General features: G+C 51.1%; 11 protein-coding genes. 5 read left to right on the top strand and 6 right to left on the bottom strand.

From position 1 onward, the window contains the following. Nucleotides 1–20: 20 nt before the first annotated feature. Nucleotides 21–362: a hypothetical protein gene (locus ACYVK4_RS00800; RefSeq protein ID WP_461125581.1), complete on the bottom strand. Its 342-nt coding sequence runs from the start codon at nucleotides 360–362 to the stop codon at nucleotides 21–23. Between the two features lie 318 nt (nucleotides 363–680). On the opposite strand from ACYVK4_RS00800, the gene ACYVK4_RS00795 reads away from it, so the two are divergent. After that, a complete protein-coding gene (locus ACYVK4_RS00795; RefSeq protein WP_461125580.1) occupies nucleotides 681–2,255 on the top strand; it encodes a glycoside hydrolase family 43 protein in 1,575 nt (524 codons plus the stop codon). A 131-nt stretch (nucleotides 2,256–2,386) separates the two neighbouring features. Beyond that, nucleotides 2,387–2,788 carry a hypothetical protein gene (locus ACYVK4_RS00790; RefSeq protein WP_461125579.1) on the top strand — a complete coding sequence of 134 codons (402 nt, stop codon included), beginning with the start codon at nucleotides 2,387–2,389 and terminating at the stop codon, nucleotides 2,786–2,788. Between the two features lie 82 nt (nucleotides 2,789–2,870). On the opposite strand, the gene ACYVK4_RS00785 is transcribed toward ACYVK4_RS00790, so the two are convergent. After that, nucleotides 2,871–3,398 carry an ABC transporter permease gene (locus ACYVK4_RS00785; protein ID WP_461125578.1) on the bottom strand — a complete coding sequence of 176 codons (528 nt, stop codon included), beginning with the start codon at nucleotides 3,396–3,398 and terminating at the stop codon, nucleotides 2,871–2,873. 450 nt (nucleotides 3,399–3,848) lie between these two features. Beyond that, nucleotides 3,849–5,315, bottom strand: coding sequence for a glycoside hydrolase family 125 protein (locus tag ACYVK4_RS00780; protein WP_461125577.1), 1,467 nt, complete (start codon nucleotides 5,313–5,315; stop codon nucleotides 3,849–3,851). A gap of 237 nt (nucleotides 5,316–5,552) precedes the next feature. On the opposite strand from ACYVK4_RS00780, the gene ACYVK4_RS00775 reads away from it, so the two are divergent. Next, nucleotides 5,553–9,101, top strand: coding sequence for a ThuA domain-containing protein (locus ACYVK4_RS00775; RefSeq protein ID WP_461125576.1), 3,549 nt, complete (start codon nucleotides 5,553–5,555; stop codon nucleotides 9,099–9,101). Between the two features lie 113 nt (nucleotides 9,102–9,214). Here ACYVK4_RS00775 and ACYVK4_RS00770 read toward each other — a convergent pair whose 3' ends face one another. Beyond that, complete coding sequence (locus ACYVK4_RS00770) at nucleotides 9,215–9,781, bottom strand: RNA polymerase sigma factor (RefSeq protein WP_461125575.1); 567 nt, start codon at nucleotides 9,779–9,781, stop codon at nucleotides 9,215–9,217. A 523-nt stretch (nucleotides 9,782–10,304) separates the two neighbouring features. Between ACYVK4_RS00770 and ACYVK4_RS00765 the strand changes: the two genes are divergently transcribed. Next, nucleotides 10,305–14,597 carry a hybrid sensor histidine kinase/response regulator transcription factor gene (locus tag ACYVK4_RS00765; protein WP_461125574.1) on the top strand — a complete coding sequence of 1,431 codons (4,293 nt, stop codon included), beginning with the start codon at nucleotides 10,305–10,307 and terminating at the stop codon, nucleotides 14,595–14,597. A 57-nt stretch (nucleotides 14,598–14,654) separates the two neighbouring features. On the opposite strand, the gene ACYVK4_RS00760 is transcribed toward ACYVK4_RS00765, so the two are convergent. Beyond that, on the bottom strand, nucleotides 14,655–15,932 hold the full coding sequence (locus ACYVK4_RS00760; RefSeq protein WP_461125573.1) for an MFS transporter: 1,278 nt from the start codon (nucleotides 15,930–15,932) through the stop codon (nucleotides 14,655–14,657). A 141-nt stretch (nucleotides 15,933–16,073) separates the two neighbouring features. On the opposite strand from ACYVK4_RS00760, the gene ACYVK4_RS00755 reads away from it, so the two are divergent. Beyond that, nucleotides 16,074–16,403 carry a cupin domain-containing protein gene (locus tag ACYVK4_RS00755; protein ID WP_461125572.1) on the top strand — a complete coding sequence of 110 codons (330 nt, stop codon included), beginning with the start codon at nucleotides 16,074–16,076 and terminating at the stop codon, nucleotides 16,401–16,403. A gap of 578 nt (nucleotides 16,404–16,981) precedes the next feature. Here ACYVK4_RS00755 and ACYVK4_RS00750 read toward each other — a convergent pair. Then, nucleotides 16,982–18,310: an MFS transporter gene (locus tag ACYVK4_RS00750; RefSeq protein WP_461125571.1), complete on the bottom strand. Its 1,329-nt coding sequence runs from the start codon at nucleotides 18,308–18,310 to the stop codon at nucleotides 16,982–16,984. Nucleotides 18,311–18,336 lie beyond the last annotated feature (26 nt).

The following is an 18,336-nucleotide window of genomic DNA, read 5'->3' as shown; positions in this document are numbered from 1 at the left end:
GATGTAGAAGAACGTTGGCGTTACTTTTTGTCGAACTGGACCGATACCCATTGCCGGTCGGCGGGTAGCTGATGGGTGGCGTTCCAGACAAACATGGCTTGTTCCAGGGCTGAATTCAATTGGCGTTTGGTTTGCTGACGGTTGATGTTAATAGGCTGATTTACCGTTTCCTGATAAATAAGTCGTTGATCGTTCGTATAAAAGCGAACAGTACACTGTCGGCTTTTTGGCGTTGTTTCAACCACCCAGAAGCCATCGCGGGGAATGTCGATGTCGTTTCTCTTTTGGGCCTGTGTAGTGAATAAAATGGATAAGAATAAGAGAGCGGTCAGGCTCAGCCGACGTTGGTGTGAAATTTTCATGGCTTTTCTTTTAGTGTGTAGGCCTTAGTCGAAAGGTGTACTAAAAAAGGAAACACGGCAGGCCATAAACCAACCAGAGCTTTGCTATTGTGCTGCCTTTCCGGTCGACATAATTCGCGGTCATACCCCGGTATAACCCTTCCATTCCTGCCTGCGAAGACCGGTATTGGACAATGGTTGCCGATTGCTTTTTATACTACGATAATAATTGCTTCAATTGTGCGGAACGGTACAGTCGGCTACTTATCTTCGGCTCATCACATACTACCCTTGGTTAGTAAACCATTCGCCACACTACAGCCATCAGTCAACTACGGAATGAGACACACCTTTCTTACGCTTATTTTTTCGCTGGCTATGGCCCTGCCAGTATTCGCGCAATCGGCTCATACGTCTGGCCCTGGGAGTACCTACACAAACCCGGTCATTGCGGGCGATTTTGCCGACCCTTCGGTCATTCGGATTGGCAATACCTATGTGGCCGTGGGTACGTCGTCGGAGTGGGGACCGGCTTACCCTATTTATACGTCAAAAGATCTGGTGAACTGGGCCTATGTTGGCCCCGTGTTCAACGAATTGCCTGCGTGGACGATGGGGAGCTTCTGGGCTCCGGAGCTTTTTTACCGGGATGGTACGTATTACGTGTATTATACCGCCCGGCGGAAAACCGACCAGCGTTCGTTTATTGGTGTGGCTACCACGCGCGACCTGACGAAGGGATTCACCGATCATGGTTTATTGCTGGAATGGACAAGCGAAGCCATTGACCCCTTTATTGTTGATGATGCCGGTAAACTCTTTATTACCTGGAAAGCCTACGGGCTGGATAAAGGCAGGCCCATCGAAATCCTGGGGGCCGAACTGTCGGCGGACGGGCTCAAGGTTACGGGGCAGGCGTTTTCGCTCATCAAGGCGGAGGCTGCCAACTGGGAGCAGGGGGGAGCCGAAGGGCAGGCGATTTTCAAACGGGGCCGCTATTATTACATGCTCTATTCGGGCAACGCCTGCTGCGGACCGCAATGCAACTACCAGGTGGGGTTGGCCCGGGCCGAAAAACTACAGGGCCCCTGGGAGAAATATGCCGGCAATCCTTTAATGGTCAGTGATGAGACCTGGAAATGCCCGGGGCACGGAACGGTTGTCGAAACACCCGACCAGCGCTATTTTTATCTGCACCATGCCTATAATGGCGTCGATTTTACCTTCACCGGCCGTCAGGGCGTGTTGAGTGAGTTAGTGTGGAATGACAAAAATCTATGGCCTGCTTTTCGATATGGTCGGTCAACACCCAGGCAGGCGGAGGCACCGCCTGGGGTTGTGCAGAAAAAGCTGTCAGACCTGATGGTTAGGTTTAGCCAGGCCAGGAACGACGTTCCCTGGGTTTGGGATGTGAGTTTTCCCAAACCCGAGTCCAGTATCAGACAGGGACAGTGGCGGCTGGTCAATAATGGCGCAAACCCGGCGGGTACTTTTCAGGGTTTGGTAGTCAAAAACGGCACCTACACCCTGGTGGCCGATCTTGTTCCCCAGACCGATCTGCTCCAGAGTCTGTGTCTGTACGGCGATGCCCAGAACCAGTTGGGTATTGGTATCCGGCAGGGGACGCTCGAACTCTGGCAGATAAAGGCTGGAACGCGTACAATTTTGAAGACGCAGCCCATGCCGGCAAATAGCTCGCTGGCTACGTTACAGCTACGGAGCAAACGGGGCCAGTTTTATGAATTCGGCTGGTATACGACAGATGGCAAGTATCACCCAATGACGAACACACCCCTGGATGGCTCATTTCTGCCCCGCTGGGATCGGGCGCCCCGTGTGGGTGTCAGTGTGCGTGGAAAGGATCAACTGAGCAGCCGGATCAGTGCACTGGCCATTCGGTATGACGAATCCTGACGTCGATTTAGTTTACGTTTGCCTGGCGAGAACACAAGGCGAAAGTCCCTGCCTGTAGCCGTCAAGGTGTCTCTATCGTCAGTTCGGTGAGCATTTCAGTACATACTTAACCCTTTATTTCCTTACTCTTTATGACTATCAAAGCAATACTCGCAGCCATGGCACTCGTTACGCTCTTGTTTCAGGGAGCCCATGCACAAAGCACAAATGCATCCAGCGATTCTCTGACGACGCTGGTTGGTAAATGGTCAGGCACTTTCGACGGCGCATCGTCCGGCAAGTTCGAACTGGTGATTAATCAGGACAGTAACCGCAAATTGACGGGGCAGGTTATTATGCTGGCCGATGATGGAAACCGCTATCCAATTGATTTGAAAACAGTCGTCTGGCAAAATGGACAGTTAAACGCAAGCTATACCGACGGGGATGGTGGCGAGGTCAGTTTTACCGGAAAATATACGAAACCGGCCTTGAAAGGAACCTGGAAATCGGACGGTGGGCAGTCGTCAGGAATTTGGCAGGCGGTTCGGTGATTGGTGAAGTCAGTGAGTAGTGAAGTAGGTGAAGTGAGTAAGTAGCCTCATTATACGACTCCACTCACTTCACTCCACCAAGCTACAAATCAGGGAGTTCGAGAATTCTAACTTTCATGGCGGGCCGCTCGCCGTCGGGGACGATGACGATAAACGAGTTGCTGACGGTTTCGCCGTTGCGTAATATATGTCCGGCCTGAATATTGGTTGTCGTCACGATTTCTTTGCCTTCGGCGTTCTTCATGCGCTGCCGATAAGGGACCATGAATGGCCGCGCCAGCACTTTACCACCTTTAGAGGTCAGACGTTTTCCGGTAGCGTTCAGGCAATCGAAAGAGGCCAGTTCGTTCTGATCATTCTGATCAAGCAGGGCCTGTTTAGGAAACATGATCTTTGCGCAGTTGCTCTTATTGGTGACATAAACCGACACTTCATAGCGCATAAACGGTTCTCCACTTATATCGATCCGGCGTTCATTTCTGACTTCGAAACCATAGTCAATGCCGTTCATCTGCGCCGGGTGACCGGGTTCTATGTCATAGGCCTGCTGGCCAAAAAGCGGGAGATAAAGAACGGTCAGGAATGACAGGAGCAGGGCAAGTCGTTTCATAGTAAATTCGGCAGGTTTAAAAACCAAAAATACTAGTTATCTACATTGGTTGAAACAGTATGTCTTTCATAATATCTGTGACATGATGACAACCGTATTGCGGATATTACGAAAGACTGATAGCCCTAAGTACTGAAGTAAAATCACTTTAGGCTAAATCTGGTAACCTCTAAATTCCGCAACGGCGGTCCTAGCTTCAGGGAAGGGCTATTACGTTTGAATCCCGAAGGGATGGCAGGATTATAAAGAATGGCAAAATGATCCGCTTAGAACCCTGAAGGGGTGACATTATGTCACCCCTTCAGGGTTCCAAACAAATTTGAATATACGTTTTGCTATAATCCTGCCATCCCTTCGGGATTAGAAGGTAAAACTTACCCCTGAATGCCAAGACAGCCATTGAGGGGGTTAAATAGACTGAAAATAACCTAACCCATTTAGCAGAACTATTTATATCTGTTTACTTAACAAATGAGGGCGCTCATTGGCCACTTTCAGCACCAGCTCACCAAACAGCGTATTGGCCCAGGCAAACCACTTGCGGGTGAACTTCGTGGGGTCGTCCTGATTGAACGACTCGTGCATGAAGCCCGTGCCGGCATGGGTTGTCTTGAGCAAACGAAGCTGTGCCAGAATTTCCTGATCGTCGGTAGAGGTCAGTGCGCGCATAGTCAGGCTCATCGTCCAGATGTTGTTGACCAGCGTATGCGGACTACCGACGCCTTCGGCCGCTTTCCCCTTGAAGAAATAAGGGTTGTCGGGACTGAGGACAAACCGCCGGGTGTTTTTGTAGATGGGGTCGCTGGCCGGCATGGCACCCAGATACGGTAACGCCAGCAGGTTCGGCACGTTGGCATCGTCCTGCAACAGGTGGTTGCCGTAGCCATCTACTTCCATCGCGTACATTTTCCCGTATTTGGGATGCGTATACACCGCATACTGTTTCAACGCCCGTTCCACTTCGTCGGCCAGGGCGCGGCAATCAGTTGAGAATGTTGCCCGGTCGGCCGTTGGCTTGATCTGTTCGACCATCGTAGCCAGTTGCCGAAGCGATACCACCGCAAACCAGTTGGAGGGTACGTAGAAAGGGAAAACGGTAGCGTCGTCCGATGGTCGGAAAATGCTGTTGATCAGGCCAATGGGTCGCGTTGGGTTGCCGTAGCCATCACCCGGTACGGTATCCGTCGACCAGGCCGTTTCGCGGCTGAATTTATAGGGCCCCCGGCTGGATTGCCCCGGGCTGGATTGCCCCCGGCTGGACTTACGTTGCTGCTCCCGGCAGGTTTGCAGAACCAGTTGCATAGCCTGAAGCCAGTCGGCGTCGAAGGGGCTTGTGTCGCCGGATGTTTTCCAGTAGGTATACGCCAGGCGAATGGCGTAGCAAAGCGAATCGAGTTCCCATTTGCGTTCGTGGAGGCCGGGTTTCATGGCCGTCACGTCTTTCTTCCACTCGCCTTCTTTGCTGGCATCCGCATAAAAGGCGTTGGCGTAAGGGTCGCGCCGAATGCAGATCGTTTGGCGCCGGATAACACCCGCAATCAGTTGTTGTAGGGGCTTGTCCTGCTTGATGAGGGGCAGATAGGGCCACACCTGCGCTGTACTGTCGCGCAGCCACATCGCGTCGATATCGCCGGTAATGACAAACGTATCGGGTTTACCACTCGTGTCGAGTAACTGAACGGTGGTATCGAGGGTATTCGGAAAACAGTTTTCAAAGAGCCAGGCCAGCTCCGGGTCGCGAATGGTTTTGTGCATTCGTTCGATGGTCTGCTCAACGGCTGCGCTGGTGAAATTACGCTTACCGGCTGCGGTTCTTACAATGGGAAAGGAGGGGGCGGGGGTGGCCCAACCGGATTGGCCAGCCAATAGCCCGGCGCTGGCCACGGCTGATTGCTGGATAAACTGACGACGCTTCATGAAGTAAGGCTATTAAACATATCGGACCGGCGATCCGCAGATACAAAGAAACAGCAAAATCGCTGTGTTCTCCGTATGGCGGTATTCAATCGAATGATGAATGAGTAAATCACCATCTATAACCGGGTAGTTTATACCGTTTTATCTCTTATTAGCCAACGCCAGTTAACCGGCTCAACACGTCCTTACTTCAAGCAATCCTTTTCCACTTAACCGACCGCTCAAATTTAATTTCTTATGATTTGGTCCTCTACACACCTTACTTATTCACTCCGTTTTCTGGGCGTACTTGGAGCGAGTGTTGGGCTATATGCCTGCTTAAGTAACCAGAAAACAACCACCCAATCTACCACATCGCCCGTGGCAGCGGCTCCTGCGGCCACAGCGTCGGCTACTCCTGTTAATCAGTCCGTGGCTGTTCAGGCCGGGCCAAAACGAGTGCTGGTTTTTTCGAAGACAAAAGGCTGGAAACACACTTCGATTCCGTTCGGGATTGCGGCCCTTCAGAAACTGGGGCGTGAACAGTCGTTTCGGGTCGATACCACCAAAAACGCTGATTATTTTACCGATGACAGTCTAAAACACTATACCGCCGTTGTTTTCCTGAGTACAACCGGTAATGTGCTGAATCAGAAACAACAGGCTGCTTTTGAGCGCTACATTCAGGCCGGGGGCGGGTATATGGGTATTCATGCCGCAGCCGATACCGAATATGACTGGCCCTGGTACAACAAACTGGCCGGTGGTTATTTTGCCAGTCACCCCAACAATTCCAATGTGCGCAAGGCAACCGTTGACGTTACCGACAAAAATCACCCTTCTACGGCCCATCTGCCCGACCATTGGGAGCGCACCGATGAATGGTACAACTACCGATCGCTCTATTCCGACCTGACGGTGGTGGCCAATCTGGACGAAAGTACGTACGAAGGCGGTATCAACGGCAGCAACCACCCCATTGCCTGGTACCATGAGTTCGATGGCGGCCGGGCGTATTATACCGGTGGCGGCCATGAAGATTCAAGCTTCAGCGAACCCCTTTTTGTGCAGCACCTGCTGGGGGCATTGAACTGGGTGATGGGCAGCGGCAAACCGCTCGACTACAGCAAAGCCTATGCCGCGGTAACGCCGGAAGAGAATCGGTTTGTGAAGACCGTACTCGTCAACGACCTGAACGAGCCGATGGAACTGGCCGTGGCGCCGGATGGACGAGTGTTCTTCACCGAACGAAGCGGTAATCTGTCGGTCTTTAACAGCCAGACCAACAAAAGTCAGTTGGTGCATCGCTTCGATGTGCCCACCAAAGCGGGGCATGGCGTGCAGGGCATAACGCTGGACCCGAACTTCGCGAGCAACCATTTTCTGTACGTTTATTATTCCCCTCAGTTTACGCAGGACCCGTTCTACAACCTGTCGCGCTTTGTCGTGAAGGAGGATAACACCCTCGATCTGGCTTCCGAAAAAATTCTGCTGACCGTGCCCAGCATCGACCAGCCGGGTTCGCACCACGGCGGTTCGCTGGCGTTCGACAAAGAAGGCAATCTTTATCTGTCGACCGGCGACCACACCAATCCATTCCCCTCTAACGGCTACGCGCCTATCGACGCCCGCCCCGATCATCTGGCGGCCGACGCGCGGGGAACGGCGGCTAACACCAACGATTTGCGGGGTAAAATTTTACGGATACGCCCCCAGGCCGATGGTACGTACACCATTCCGGAGGGCAATCTGTTTTCCAAGGGGTTGGCCCAGACGCGCCCCGAGATTTATACTATGGGCTTGCGAAATCCCTACCGCATTGCCCTGAACCCTAAATCATCGGTCTTATACTGGGGAGAAATTGGCCCCGATGCCGGGAAAGACAGCAGTACGTTGGGGCCACGTGGCTACGACGAGTTTAACCAGGCCAAAAAGGCGGGAAACTTCGGCTGGCCGCTGTTCATTGGCAATAGCCAGCCATATGGCGATCTGGACTTTGCGACAAACGCCGTTGGTCCCCGTTTCGACCCAAAAGCGCCGGTCAATAACTCGCCCAAGAACAATGGCCTGAAGAACCTGCCGCCAGCCAATCCGGCCATGATCTGGTATCCATACGCAGCTTCGAAAGAGTTTCCGGAATTAGGGCTGGGTGGACGCAGTGCCATGGCCGGTGAATTTTACACCTATGACCGGAGTTCGCCCTCGAAAAATAAATTTCCGGAATACTACGACGGTGCCCTGTTCATCTTCGACTGGATGCGCAACTGGGTGATGGCCGTTCGGGTCGACAAAAACGACAACTACATCCGTACCGAGCCGTTCATGGCGGCCCAGGGCGATTTTCGACGTCCCATTGACCTGGCATTCAGTAAAGACGGAGTCATGTATATGCTGGAATACGGCTCCGTGTATGGAGCCGACAACGACGATGCCCGTCTGGTGAAAATTGAGTACAATACCGGCAACCGGGCTCCCATTGCCCGCGCCAGCGTGGTCGATTCGGTAGCTGCTGCCCAACGCAATGCCCGCTCGTACCTGACCTCCGACGCCCGCAATGCGCCTATTCTCCGCGAAGCGGTTGGACTGGCTCCCCTGCGCGTGAAGTTCACCGGGCGCGGTACCGATCTGGACGACGATGACGAGGTAACGTACCAGTGGCTGTTCGATGGAAAAACAGTAGGATCAACGAAACCCATGGCCGCCTACACCTACACGCAGCCTGGTGTCTATAATGCCATTCTGAAAGTGACCGACAAAATGGGGCAGGTGGGTATGGATACCATCTCGGTGAAAGTGGGCAACGCCAAACCCGATCTGGCCATTGTGACTCCGGATAACAAATCATTCTTCTGGGAGAATAAGCCGTTTACCTATGCGGTGAAAGTGACCGATAAAGAAGATAAGAAAATAGACCCGAAGCGTATCAAAGTGATTTATGAATACAGTGCCCAACCGGGTGGCGCACCGCTGGCAGCACCTCAGCAGGGGCATCAGGAGGTAGCACTGGCAAGTAATAGTTCACTGGGAAAAACGCTCGTTGCCGGCAGTGACTGCAAGGCTTGTCATACCATCGATAAACCGTCGGTAGGACCAACGTTTCTGGCCGTGGCTGATCGATACAAAGGGCAGGCGGGCAGCGTGGAACGGCTCGCCCGGAAAATTATTGAAGGTGGGGGCGGCAACTGGAGTAAAGACCACCTGATGAGCGCCCACCCGCAAATTCCAGCTCAGGATGCTCAGGAGATGGTTAAATACATCTTCTCGCTGACTGACGCCCGTAAACAAAAGGCTGTGCCGCTCCAGGGGACACTTGCCCTGAACGAACACAAACCCGAAGACGCGCGTGGGCAGTATACGCTGCTGGCGACGTATACGGATATGGGTACGAAAAGCGTGGGGCCACTAACCAGTTCTGAGGTGATCACTTTGCGTAACGCTACGGTCAAAACACTGAACGCCGATGCATATGTCGGATTCCCCCGCTTTGGCAGCCGCCTGTCGCCAGGAAGTAACAAGGCGTATGTGTTGCTGAAAGATGTAGATATGACAACTATCAAATCGCTGACGTATGATTATTCGTCGCTCAATAAAGATGGCGAGATCGAGGTTCGGCTCGATTCCTATGCGGGCCCTGTTGTGAGCCGGGCCGCTTATACCGCTACCGGCGACTGGAAGAAAACGAATCAGGTAACGGGTACCTTCGACAAGCCTTTTACCGGTCGGCACGATGTATATGTCATTGCGGTAAAATGGACAAAACCCAATACCGATATTATTCAGCTGAACAGCATCCGATTCAACCAGTAAACCGGAGCCCCAAAAACTGACCTGCCCATTTGATGATTTATCAAATGGGCAGGTCAGTTTTTGGGGCTTTATAGCAGGTGTTGGCTGGGTAAACCCCTGGGGTATTTAACGGTTTATCCTAAATAATCCTGTTCGGCCAGTGCTTTGTCATAGAGCGTACGGGCATAATCACGCGCTCGTTTAATGCGCATCTTTACCGCACTCGATGTGATTCGCTGGCTTAGGGCAATGTCTTTGATCGACATACTATCGCCATACTTTGTCACAAGCAGATTGCGTTGGGTGGGTGTAAGCTGTTTCAATACCTTTTCGGAAGCCTCAATGTAGGGTTCGTCGGAGGTGCATGTCGACCACTCATAGGTAGGTGTTGCCTCGAACAGGTACTTACACCACATAGACTGCTGTTGCTGCTTCTTGCGCATCTGGTCGAGGCAGTAGTTAACCGTAACGACATGCAGCCATGTCGTGAATTTTGCATCTCCTTTGTAGCTGGTAAGTTTCTGAGTCAACCGAACAAAAATTTCCTGAACGAAGTCTTCAGAGTCATCGCTATTGCCTGTGTAAGAGAAGCATTTCTGATAAACCCGGTGGCGGTGCCGATTATAAAGTTGGGCAAAATGCTGGTTATTGCCTGTGTTAAGATACAATGTAACCAGCTCCTGATCGGACATGTGAATCATTGGTAATCGGAGAGGTAGGAATAAGACGTTGTTGGTTAAAAAATAGAGTCGATTGCATCACCCTGACTTGTTACGGATCGGAATGGTAGTAAGAGATGTCTGCCTGTAACTTCAGTATCGATTTACTTGATCGGAGTAAGCACGTCAAGCTGATTTCCGTGTAAAACAGGTAGTCGTATTGATAGAAAAGCCTGTCGTTAAATCAGGATATAAATAGGAAGCGGCAGACCGGGTGTCTGCACAGGAAGAGATGAATTGATTTCATGGAATTAATTAAGGACAAGTCGGTGGTAATGAACTATAAATTGACTCAATGAAGAGTCCAGCTTTTATCGGTATATAACTGGTTAAAGCAAAGATGAAAATGGCGGTTCACGTATCGGGCTTAACCAGGTCAGATTCCTTAGATTCGTGCAATTTATTACTGACAAAGAACGGTACATTTGAGCTCCCCAGATTGGCCAAAGTTGTCCCCGAATTGGACAAAATATCTGTTTTTCACGCTTTTTAGCTACTTTCACTTGTGAAAAGTAGCATTGAGTTGATCTGTCGACATCTACATGTTCGTATCTGCCTGCTGATAGGCTTAATGGTAGGCCATCTGACCATCAGTAGGGCTGAGGGGCCTGTGTATGGGGCGTCGATTCCGCCCGCCACGCCACCATACATCGTACAGCTACGACATTTCTCTATTGAGCAGGGGTTACCCAATCGATCAGTAACGGAGATCGCTCAGGATGCCCAGGGTTTCATCTGGGTTGGAACGCTCAATAATGCCTACCGTTTTGACGGGAGCCGCTTTCTACCGCTCCCGAATCATCCGCGACCTTCCCGTAGTCAGTTGCCCGTTTATATATCGAATATTCGTACTGACCACACGGGTACGCTCTGGTTTTTGAAGGCTCGATCAGCCCTGGAGCAGTGGGTTGAACGCTGGGTGCCGAGTCAGCAGAAAACGATTCCATACACCGTTAAGCTGGCTTCGGGGGCTGGGCCTGCTCAATTTTCAATAGGTCAGGTTATTGGAAAGCAGGGTGTCAGAACATTGCCCGCTATCCCATTGGTGCTCTTTCAGGAAGACGGCCATGTGTATCGATATGTCGGCAAAAAAAAACTGGCTCCTATCTATACCTCTCCAACGCCCGTTCACTTAAACACAGTGACGACCACTACGGCTGGCTCGCTATTATTGGTCGTCAGCGATACAACCGAATCACAATATCAACTGGTTGAGCTTAGCGCATCAGGTCGTCTGCAGCGTCGTCTGTCCCTGCCTAAACTCTTACGGCCTGTTTGTACTGATGCCCAGGGGCGTATATACCTGGCTCAACGAATCGATCATCAGTTAAGACAGGATTTACTGCCCCTCCTGGCAGCGCACCAGCTCGACAAATTTCTTTACAGGCTTGAGCCGGATGGCCAGTTAATAAATGTGCCTATTCAGTTTGACAGAAGCCCCTTTCCCGCCAGCCGCAGCAGAACGAATCTGGCGCTGATGAACGATCAGATTATCTATGACCCGAATCATGATTTGTTCTGGTTTCTGGGTAAAGAAACGCTCTTCGCCTGGCATCCCGCAAAAGGGGTCGTTTTTGATCTGGCCACCTCTAATTTTCCCTTATCGAAAAGTCCGATTTTAGGTAGTCTGATGGTCGACCGGTCGGGAGGAGTTTGGGTGGCGTTAAATGATGGCTTCCTCCTGCTGACGTTAACACCCAACCGTTTCCTTCGTTACCTGTACCATCCTCTTTATACCAATACCGGTTTTGGTGATGCTACGCGCGGACTAATGCTTTTTGATAACTCCCTGTGGGTAAACGCCAAAGAGAGCTGGCTGGTCGATTTGAAGACGGGGAGCCGACAAGTGCCCCTGCCTTTTCAAAAGATTCAGCAAACCGATTTTCTTGAGCAGGAGTCTGTAGTACCCGCGTCAGATGGCGGCCTTTGGACAGCCCGCGTGAAGCTGGCCCTGGTGAAGCCTGCTGCCCAGACGATTACCCAGTATCCGCTGCGGGGGGGTAATAATATATGCCTGTCTATCTGGCCCGACGGGCGGCATAATCTCTGGCTGGGTTATAATCAGGGTATCAGCTACTTTAACGTGGCGCAAAAGCGTAACCAACTCTTTACCCGTTACAACAATTTTCCTGAACTGGCCGAAAATCGGGTCAATGGCTTCTTCCCTGACCGGCAGGCTGGCGGGTTATGGGTAGCTGCGTCGTCGGGGCTTTATTTACTGGATACCCTGAAAGGTATTGTTGAACGCTACAGTACGGAGCAACCTTCGCCACGGCATCTGCCGTTTAACCATATCACATTCGTTCACGTTGATCCCGATACCCCCGGCATCTACTGGCTGGCTACGCGGGGGGGCGGTCTTATCCGCTGGGAGCGCGCTACCGGTCGGTACCGTCAGTTTGGTCAAGCCAATGGGTTGTTGAATCCGACACTCTATTGTCTGTATACGGATCATCCTGACCCGGCAAAACGCCGGGATAAAAACAGGCTCTGGTTTACAACGGATTACGGCCTGGTAAGTTTCGATAAACGAACGAAACAGTTTCAAACCTATTTGCCTAAGGATGGCACAACACACGAAGAGTTTAACCTGCTGTCGCATTTTCAGGCACCCGATGGACGGCTCTTTCTGGGTGGATTAAACGGAGTAACCGCCTTTCAGCCAAACCAGATTCAGCCCAGTGGCCCCACCAATGGGCCATTGGTTGTCACTCAGTTGCAGCAAGTGGATGGGCAAACCGGCAGTATGGTGGGAACTATTACCAACTATCAGCCCGGTCAGCCCATTCAGGTGGCCTCGTCCAGCCGGGCCTTTCTGATATCGTTTGCCCTGCTGGATTATCGATTCCTGGGGCAAACCCGGCTATGGTATCGTATACGGGGCTGGCAGGATGCCTGGACCTCTCAGCTTCAATCCGATCTGCGTATCAACGGGTTGCCTCCCGGAGCATATCAGCTGGACGTACGGATGCAGAATAGCAACGGGCAATGGGTATCCAATATCGTTACGATGCCGGTAGTTGTGCAACCGCCAATCTACCAGCGTATCTGGTTTCTGACATTGGCATTACTAGCCATTACCGGCGCTGTGATCGCTCTTTTCCGGTGGCGTAACCAACGATTAAGGCAGGAAACGGCCCGGCTTGAAGTAGAGGTTGCCCATCGTACGGCACAGATAGAAGCGGATAAAGCCATTATTGAACAGCAGGCAGCAGAATTACGGGAAAATGACACGCTCAAATCCCGCTTTTTTGCGAACGTCACGCATGAGTTTCGCACACCCCTAACGTTGCTCATTGGCCCTATCATGTATTTGGCCAAACGAAATACCGATACAGCGACAGGCCGTTTGTTGGTTACGATGGAGCGTAATGCCCGGCAGCTTCAGGAATTGGTCAATGATCTGCTGGGTTTGGGAAAACTGGAAGCGGGTCAGCTCCTGCTCGATGCTCAACCGGCTGATCTGCGATCGGTGGTGGCCCGAACAGTGGCTGCGTTCTCGACTCAGGCGGGTTTTGCCGGTCTGACATTAATTTCAATTGGCCTTGAGCGACCGCTGGGAATGCTTTTTGATGTAGCGAAACTGGAAACAGTGCTCCGTAACCTTATCGCAAATGCCCTCCACTTTACCGCCAGCGGAGGCAGTGTTACTGTTCGTGTGGTTGAGGAGCCGGAAACTATACGGGTATCCGTCGAGGATACCGGTAGTGGTATTCATCCCGACGATCTGCCCTACATCTTTGATCGATATTACCAGTCGCGCCAACCGGACGCACCCTTGCGGGGTGGGACTGGCATCGGCCTGGCGCTTTGCCGGGAGTATTGCCGGTTATGGCAGGGAGAGATTACGGCCAAAAGCATTGTGGGGCAGGGAAGTACGTTCACCTTCACCTATCCCAAAGTCGTGTCTCCACTACCGGCAACGCGTTTGCCGCCCCTACCGGCGGAGGTAGCCGCGCTGAAAGAGAGTATGCCAACTGCTGAAACCAATTCAGATCGGGAACTGGTGCTGGTTGTCGAAGATAATCCGGATATGGCTATTTACATCCAGACACTGCTGGAACCTCACTATGCGCTGCGTTGGTGCCGTAATGGCCGGGAAGCGTATGAATGGCTTGACCGGCAAGCTGTCGATGCATTGCCGCAACTTATTCTGACAGACATGATGATGCCCGAGATGGACGGTATGGCCCTGCTGGCAAGTCTGCGCAAGCAAACCAACCTGCGCCGTATTCCGGTCATTATGCTTACGGCGCGTGTTAGCCGGGAGGTACAGTTGCAGGCTTTGCAACTGGGTGTGGCGGACTATCTGACCAAGCCCTTTGACGAAGATGAGCTACTGGCGCGTGTGCACAACCTGCTCGACCGTGCCGTCGAACGGAATTTCTGGCTAACGCAGGATGCTGATGAAAACCCTGACGAAGAATCCGCTCCGGAGGGCTCAGTCTCCACAACGGAACATTGGCTACAGGGAATTCAGCAGCAGATTGTCGTTCAGCTAACCGACAGCCGATTTCAGGTCAATGATTTAGCCGAAGCGGCCAATATGAGTCAGCGGCAATTTTACCGGCGTATTAAAACGCTGACGGGACTTTCGCCCATCCAATTTGTGCAGGATGTACGACTCCAGACCGCTCGCGAGTTGCTGGAGTCAAACCGCTACAAAACTATTAAAGAGGTTGCCTTTAACGTTGGCTTTCAGAAGGTGTCCTACTTTTCCCGACTATACCAGCAACGATACGGCATTAGTCCCGGTGCCATGATCAATCAGCAACAACTTAAAGATAAGGGGGCCTGAGGAATTGATGAATTTGAAAACGATACAGTGAGTTTGCCCGGAGAGCGATCGGCATCGTTACTGCACAACCAACGTTTCGGGGACTGGTCGCTTATTGGGGGTCTTTACGGCGATCAGCGTAATAAGCGCGGATAGAAGGAGGGAGCCGGCCATGAAAATGTAAGAGGCTCCGAACCCACCCGTCGATCCATTCAAATAGCCAACTACGTACGAACCGGCAAAGGAACCCAACGCACCCAGACTATTGATAAGTGCCATCGCACCACCCGCCACGTTCTTGGGCAAGATCTCGGGGATGATGGCAAAAAATGGCCCATAAGGGGCATACATAGCCCCGCCTGCTAAAATCAAAAGGCCGAAGGACAGCCAGAAATTGCTGGTGCCAACCAGATAAGAGGCATAAAACGCAATGGCCCCCAATAATAAAAATGGCCAGACAAAGAGTTTTCTGTTCTGCGATTTATCCGAAAAGTAGGAGGCACTTAACATGCCGATAATAGCCAGTACATAAGGAACGGAAGACAACCACCCCGTTTTGACGATGTTCATGTTCGGGGCTGCGTTGATAATGGACGGAAGCCACATGACAAATCCATACACGCCAATGCTCCAGAGAGCATATTGCAGGCTCAGCAGAATCACAACTCTGGATTTAAACGCTTCTGCGTAATTCTTGACGGGCTTAATGCCCTGCTGCTCTTTTTGCAGCTCATCTTCGACATCCTGTTGTTCCGACGCTGTCAGCCAGGTGGCATCCTTAGGCTTGTCGGCTACCAGCCGCCACCAGAAAAACGCCCAGATAATGGCTGGCAGGCCTTCAATAATGAACATCCATCGCCAGCCGACGGATTTAATCAGGTAACCGGAAAGCACTGACATCCAGAGAATGGTGGCCGGATTGCCGAGAATCAAAAAGGTATTGGCCCTTGACCGTTCCGCTTTTGTGAACCATCGGCTCAGGAAGAGCAGCATGGACGGCATGACGGCGCTCTCGACAACGCCAAGCATGAAGCGGATAACAATCAACAGGTTAACGTTGCTGATGATGCCGGTGGCCATGGCGAGACCGCCCCACAGGATCAACGACCAGAAGATGAGTTTTTTTGCACTTCTGTTTTCGGCATAAATAGCGCCGGGGACCTGGAAAAAGAAGTAACCCAGAAAAAATAATGACCCCAGCAGGGAAGACATGGAAGGCGTGATGTGCAGATCGGCGGCCATGCCGCTGGCGGCACCAAACCCGAAATTGGCCCTGTCCAGGTAGGCAAGGCTATAGGTGATAAAGGCTATGGGTATCAGTCGATACCACCGGGACGGGGCTAATGTCTTTTCCATTACCTTATAAAGCACAGTTAACCGCAGATATACGCAGCTTGGCCGAGAAGATGTTCGTTTGTTGATTCGTTTTGCTTATCGGGCGCAATAATCCGCTATAATTGATCTGAATAAATAGACAATTGTTAACGGGCTTTAGACATGACGACTGGTAATCTATTTTCAACTATTCCGGCTTCTCTGCCTGAAGAAATAGTCGATACACTATTAACGGGCAGCCGGTTTTCCGTAGAGCGCATCGTCTCGAAAGGGCATGCTTCTCCCGACGGGTTCTGGTATGATCAGGACCAGCACGAGTGGGTTCTGTTGGTGAAAGGCGCGGCCCGGCTTCGGCTCGATGGGGTCGATGAATTGGTGGAGCTTTTACCAGGTATGTACATGAATTTCCCTGCCCACCTTAAACACCGGGTTGAATGGACAAAAGAAGACGAAGAAACGATCTGGCTGGCTATTTTCTACCAGAAAGAGTAGCGCGTTCTGCGAAGTGAAAGCAGATATAGGAAGCAGTACGTATGACTGAGGATGGGTAAAAAAAGAAAGGGAACTTCAGTAGAGGCTCCCTTCTTTAAATACGTAAAATACCTTTGTATTATCTTTAATAACTAAGCGGACATATATGAATAATACTATCTATAACAACTATGAATTTACTAGTTTAGTAAACGGTATTATTTGTTATTTTTTGATTTCGATGATTAAAGATAGAATAAAGTTTAACTTAATAGCAAATAGTCGCAATAATATTTTGATAAATAATTTATTCTTTAGTAAAGTTTATTAGAATTATGCAATTTTCTTCATAAGTATATAATTGTCTGATTATAAGGCTATAATTCGTTTTTAAGTTTCGTATATGTATACTTTATTAATAAATAGTACCGATAAATGCTTAATTTAAATTCTGGACACCGTCATAGTAAACAAATGTTCCCAACCTTATAATTATCAATCAATCGTGAAGTTGACGAGTTGGCTCCTACAAACCACCAGGGCCAGCCTGCTCGAAAGCAAGCTGGCCCTGGTGACTTAGCCCCTGTAAATTGATCCGTTTATTCTCCGGCAAAGACCCCTGCCTGAGCGTCTTTTATGACAACCCGTTCTATCTTCCCCACCAGAAAAATGTAGGAGCAGGCACCAATCAGGCCCAGGGCGCCAACGAAGATGAGGGCAGGCTTAAAATCGCCGTCCTTGGCCAGATAGCCGATAGCGATGGGTACTACGATAGACGCCAGATTGCCCATAAAGTTGAAAACACCCCCCGTCAGACCAATCAAGTGCTTGGGCGATAAAATAGACACGAAGACCCAGGAGATCAGCGCCATACCCGACCCAAAAAAGGCCAGCGCCATAAAGGCGATGATGAGTGCCGTATCATCTGTGTAGTTAGCACCAATAATGCTGATCGACAGCAGCAGACCGATAATAATAGGCGCTTTCCGCGCCATCGTCACCGATTTTCCCTGCTTTACCAGTCTATCGGAGACGAAGCCGGAGAGAAGTAGACCCGCACAGGCCGCTAAAAAGGGGACCGAAGCCAGATAGCCTGATTTAATAAAATCCAGCCCCCGGTATTTGACCAAATAAGTCGGGAACCAGGTCAGGAAGAACCAGAGCATGGAGTTAACGGCAAACTGCCCGATATAAACGCCCCATAACGTTCGGGTAGAGAACACTTGTTTGACGTTCACCCAACTCCAGACAGACGCTTTACTCGTTCCTGCCTGTCGACCTCTGAACAGCCCACCCCCTTCTTCAATATAATCTAGCTCGGCTTTGTTGACGGTCGGGTGGTCGAGCGGGTCGCGGTAAAACAGGTACCAGATAACACCCCAGATCAAACCGACAATTCCTGTACCGATGAATAAACCCTGCCACCCGGCATAATACTGAACCGTAACCAGAACTGGTGTCAAAAACGCCAGACCAATAAACTGCCCCGATACGTAGAGAGCAATGGACGAAGCCCGTTCATGTTCAGGAAACCAGCTTGTTACAATGCGGTTGTTGATTGGGTAAGACGGAGCTTCAAACGCGCCAGTAGCCAGCCGAAGCGCAAACAAACTGGCAAACCCGCGCACAAATCCCTGACAAAGCGTAGCCAGTGACCAGGTAATGAGGCAGAAAGCATACAGAATGCGGGGGCCAAACCGGTCGGCGATAAGACCGCCCGGAATTTGCAGCAGGGCATAGGTCCACCCAAAAGCCGAGAAAATGAACCCCAACTGTTCTGACGATAGGTCCATGTCTTTACTTAACGCAGCCCCCGCCACCGAAATATTGCTTCGGTCGAGGTAGTTGATTACCACGTTGATGAAGACCAGCGCCAGCATGCTGTAGCGCACCCGTGTCTTTTTGTCTTTGCCAATTACTTGTTCCATTGGGTAGGGTTTAGGCTCAAACAGGT

The organism is Spirosoma aerophilum (genome assembly GCF_054782495.1).
Note: the sequence above shows the minus strand (reverse complement) of the source record. Positions and strands in the feature narration are given on the sequence as shown.

Excerpts from the sequence above, each read along its gene's own strand:
- ACYVK4_RS00775 (WP_461125576.1), top strand. The coding sequence starts at position 5,553 with ATGATTTGGTCCTCTACACACCTTACTTATTCACTCCGTTTTCTGGGC.
- ACYVK4_RS00755 (WP_461125572.1), top strand. The coding sequence starts at position 16,074 with ATGACGACTGGTAATCTATTTTCAACTATTCCGGCTTCTCTGCCTGAA.
- ACYVK4_RS00760 (WP_461125573.1), bottom strand. The coding sequence starts at position 15,932 with ATGGAAAAGACATTAGCCCCGTCCCGGTGGTATCGACTGATACCCATA.
- ACYVK4_RS00770 (WP_461125575.1), bottom strand. The coding sequence starts at position 9,781 with ATGATTCACATGTCCGATCAGGAGCTGGTTACATTGTATCTTAACACA.
- ACYVK4_RS00795 (WP_461125580.1), top strand. The coding sequence starts at position 681 with ATGAGACACACCTTTCTTACGCTTATTTTTTCGCTGGCTATGGCCCTG.
- ACYVK4_RS00750 (WP_461125571.1), bottom strand. The coding sequence starts at position 18,310 with ATGGAACAAGTAATTGGCAAAGACAAAAAGACACGGGTGCGCTACAGC.
- ACYVK4_RS00780 (WP_461125577.1), bottom strand. The coding sequence starts at position 5,315 with ATGAAGCGTCGTCAGTTTATCCAGCAATCAGCCGTGGCCAGCGCCGGG.
- ACYVK4_RS00800 (WP_461125581.1), bottom strand. The coding sequence starts at position 362 with ATGAAAATTTCACACCAACGTCGGCTGAGCCTGACCGCTCTCTTATTC.
- ACYVK4_RS00785 (WP_461125578.1), bottom strand. The coding sequence starts at position 3,398 with ATGAAACGACTTGCCCTGCTCCTGTCATTCCTGACCGTTCTTTATCTC.
- ACYVK4_RS00790 (WP_461125579.1), top strand. The coding sequence starts at position 2,387 with ATGACTATCAAAGCAATACTCGCAGCCATGGCACTCGTTACGCTCTTG.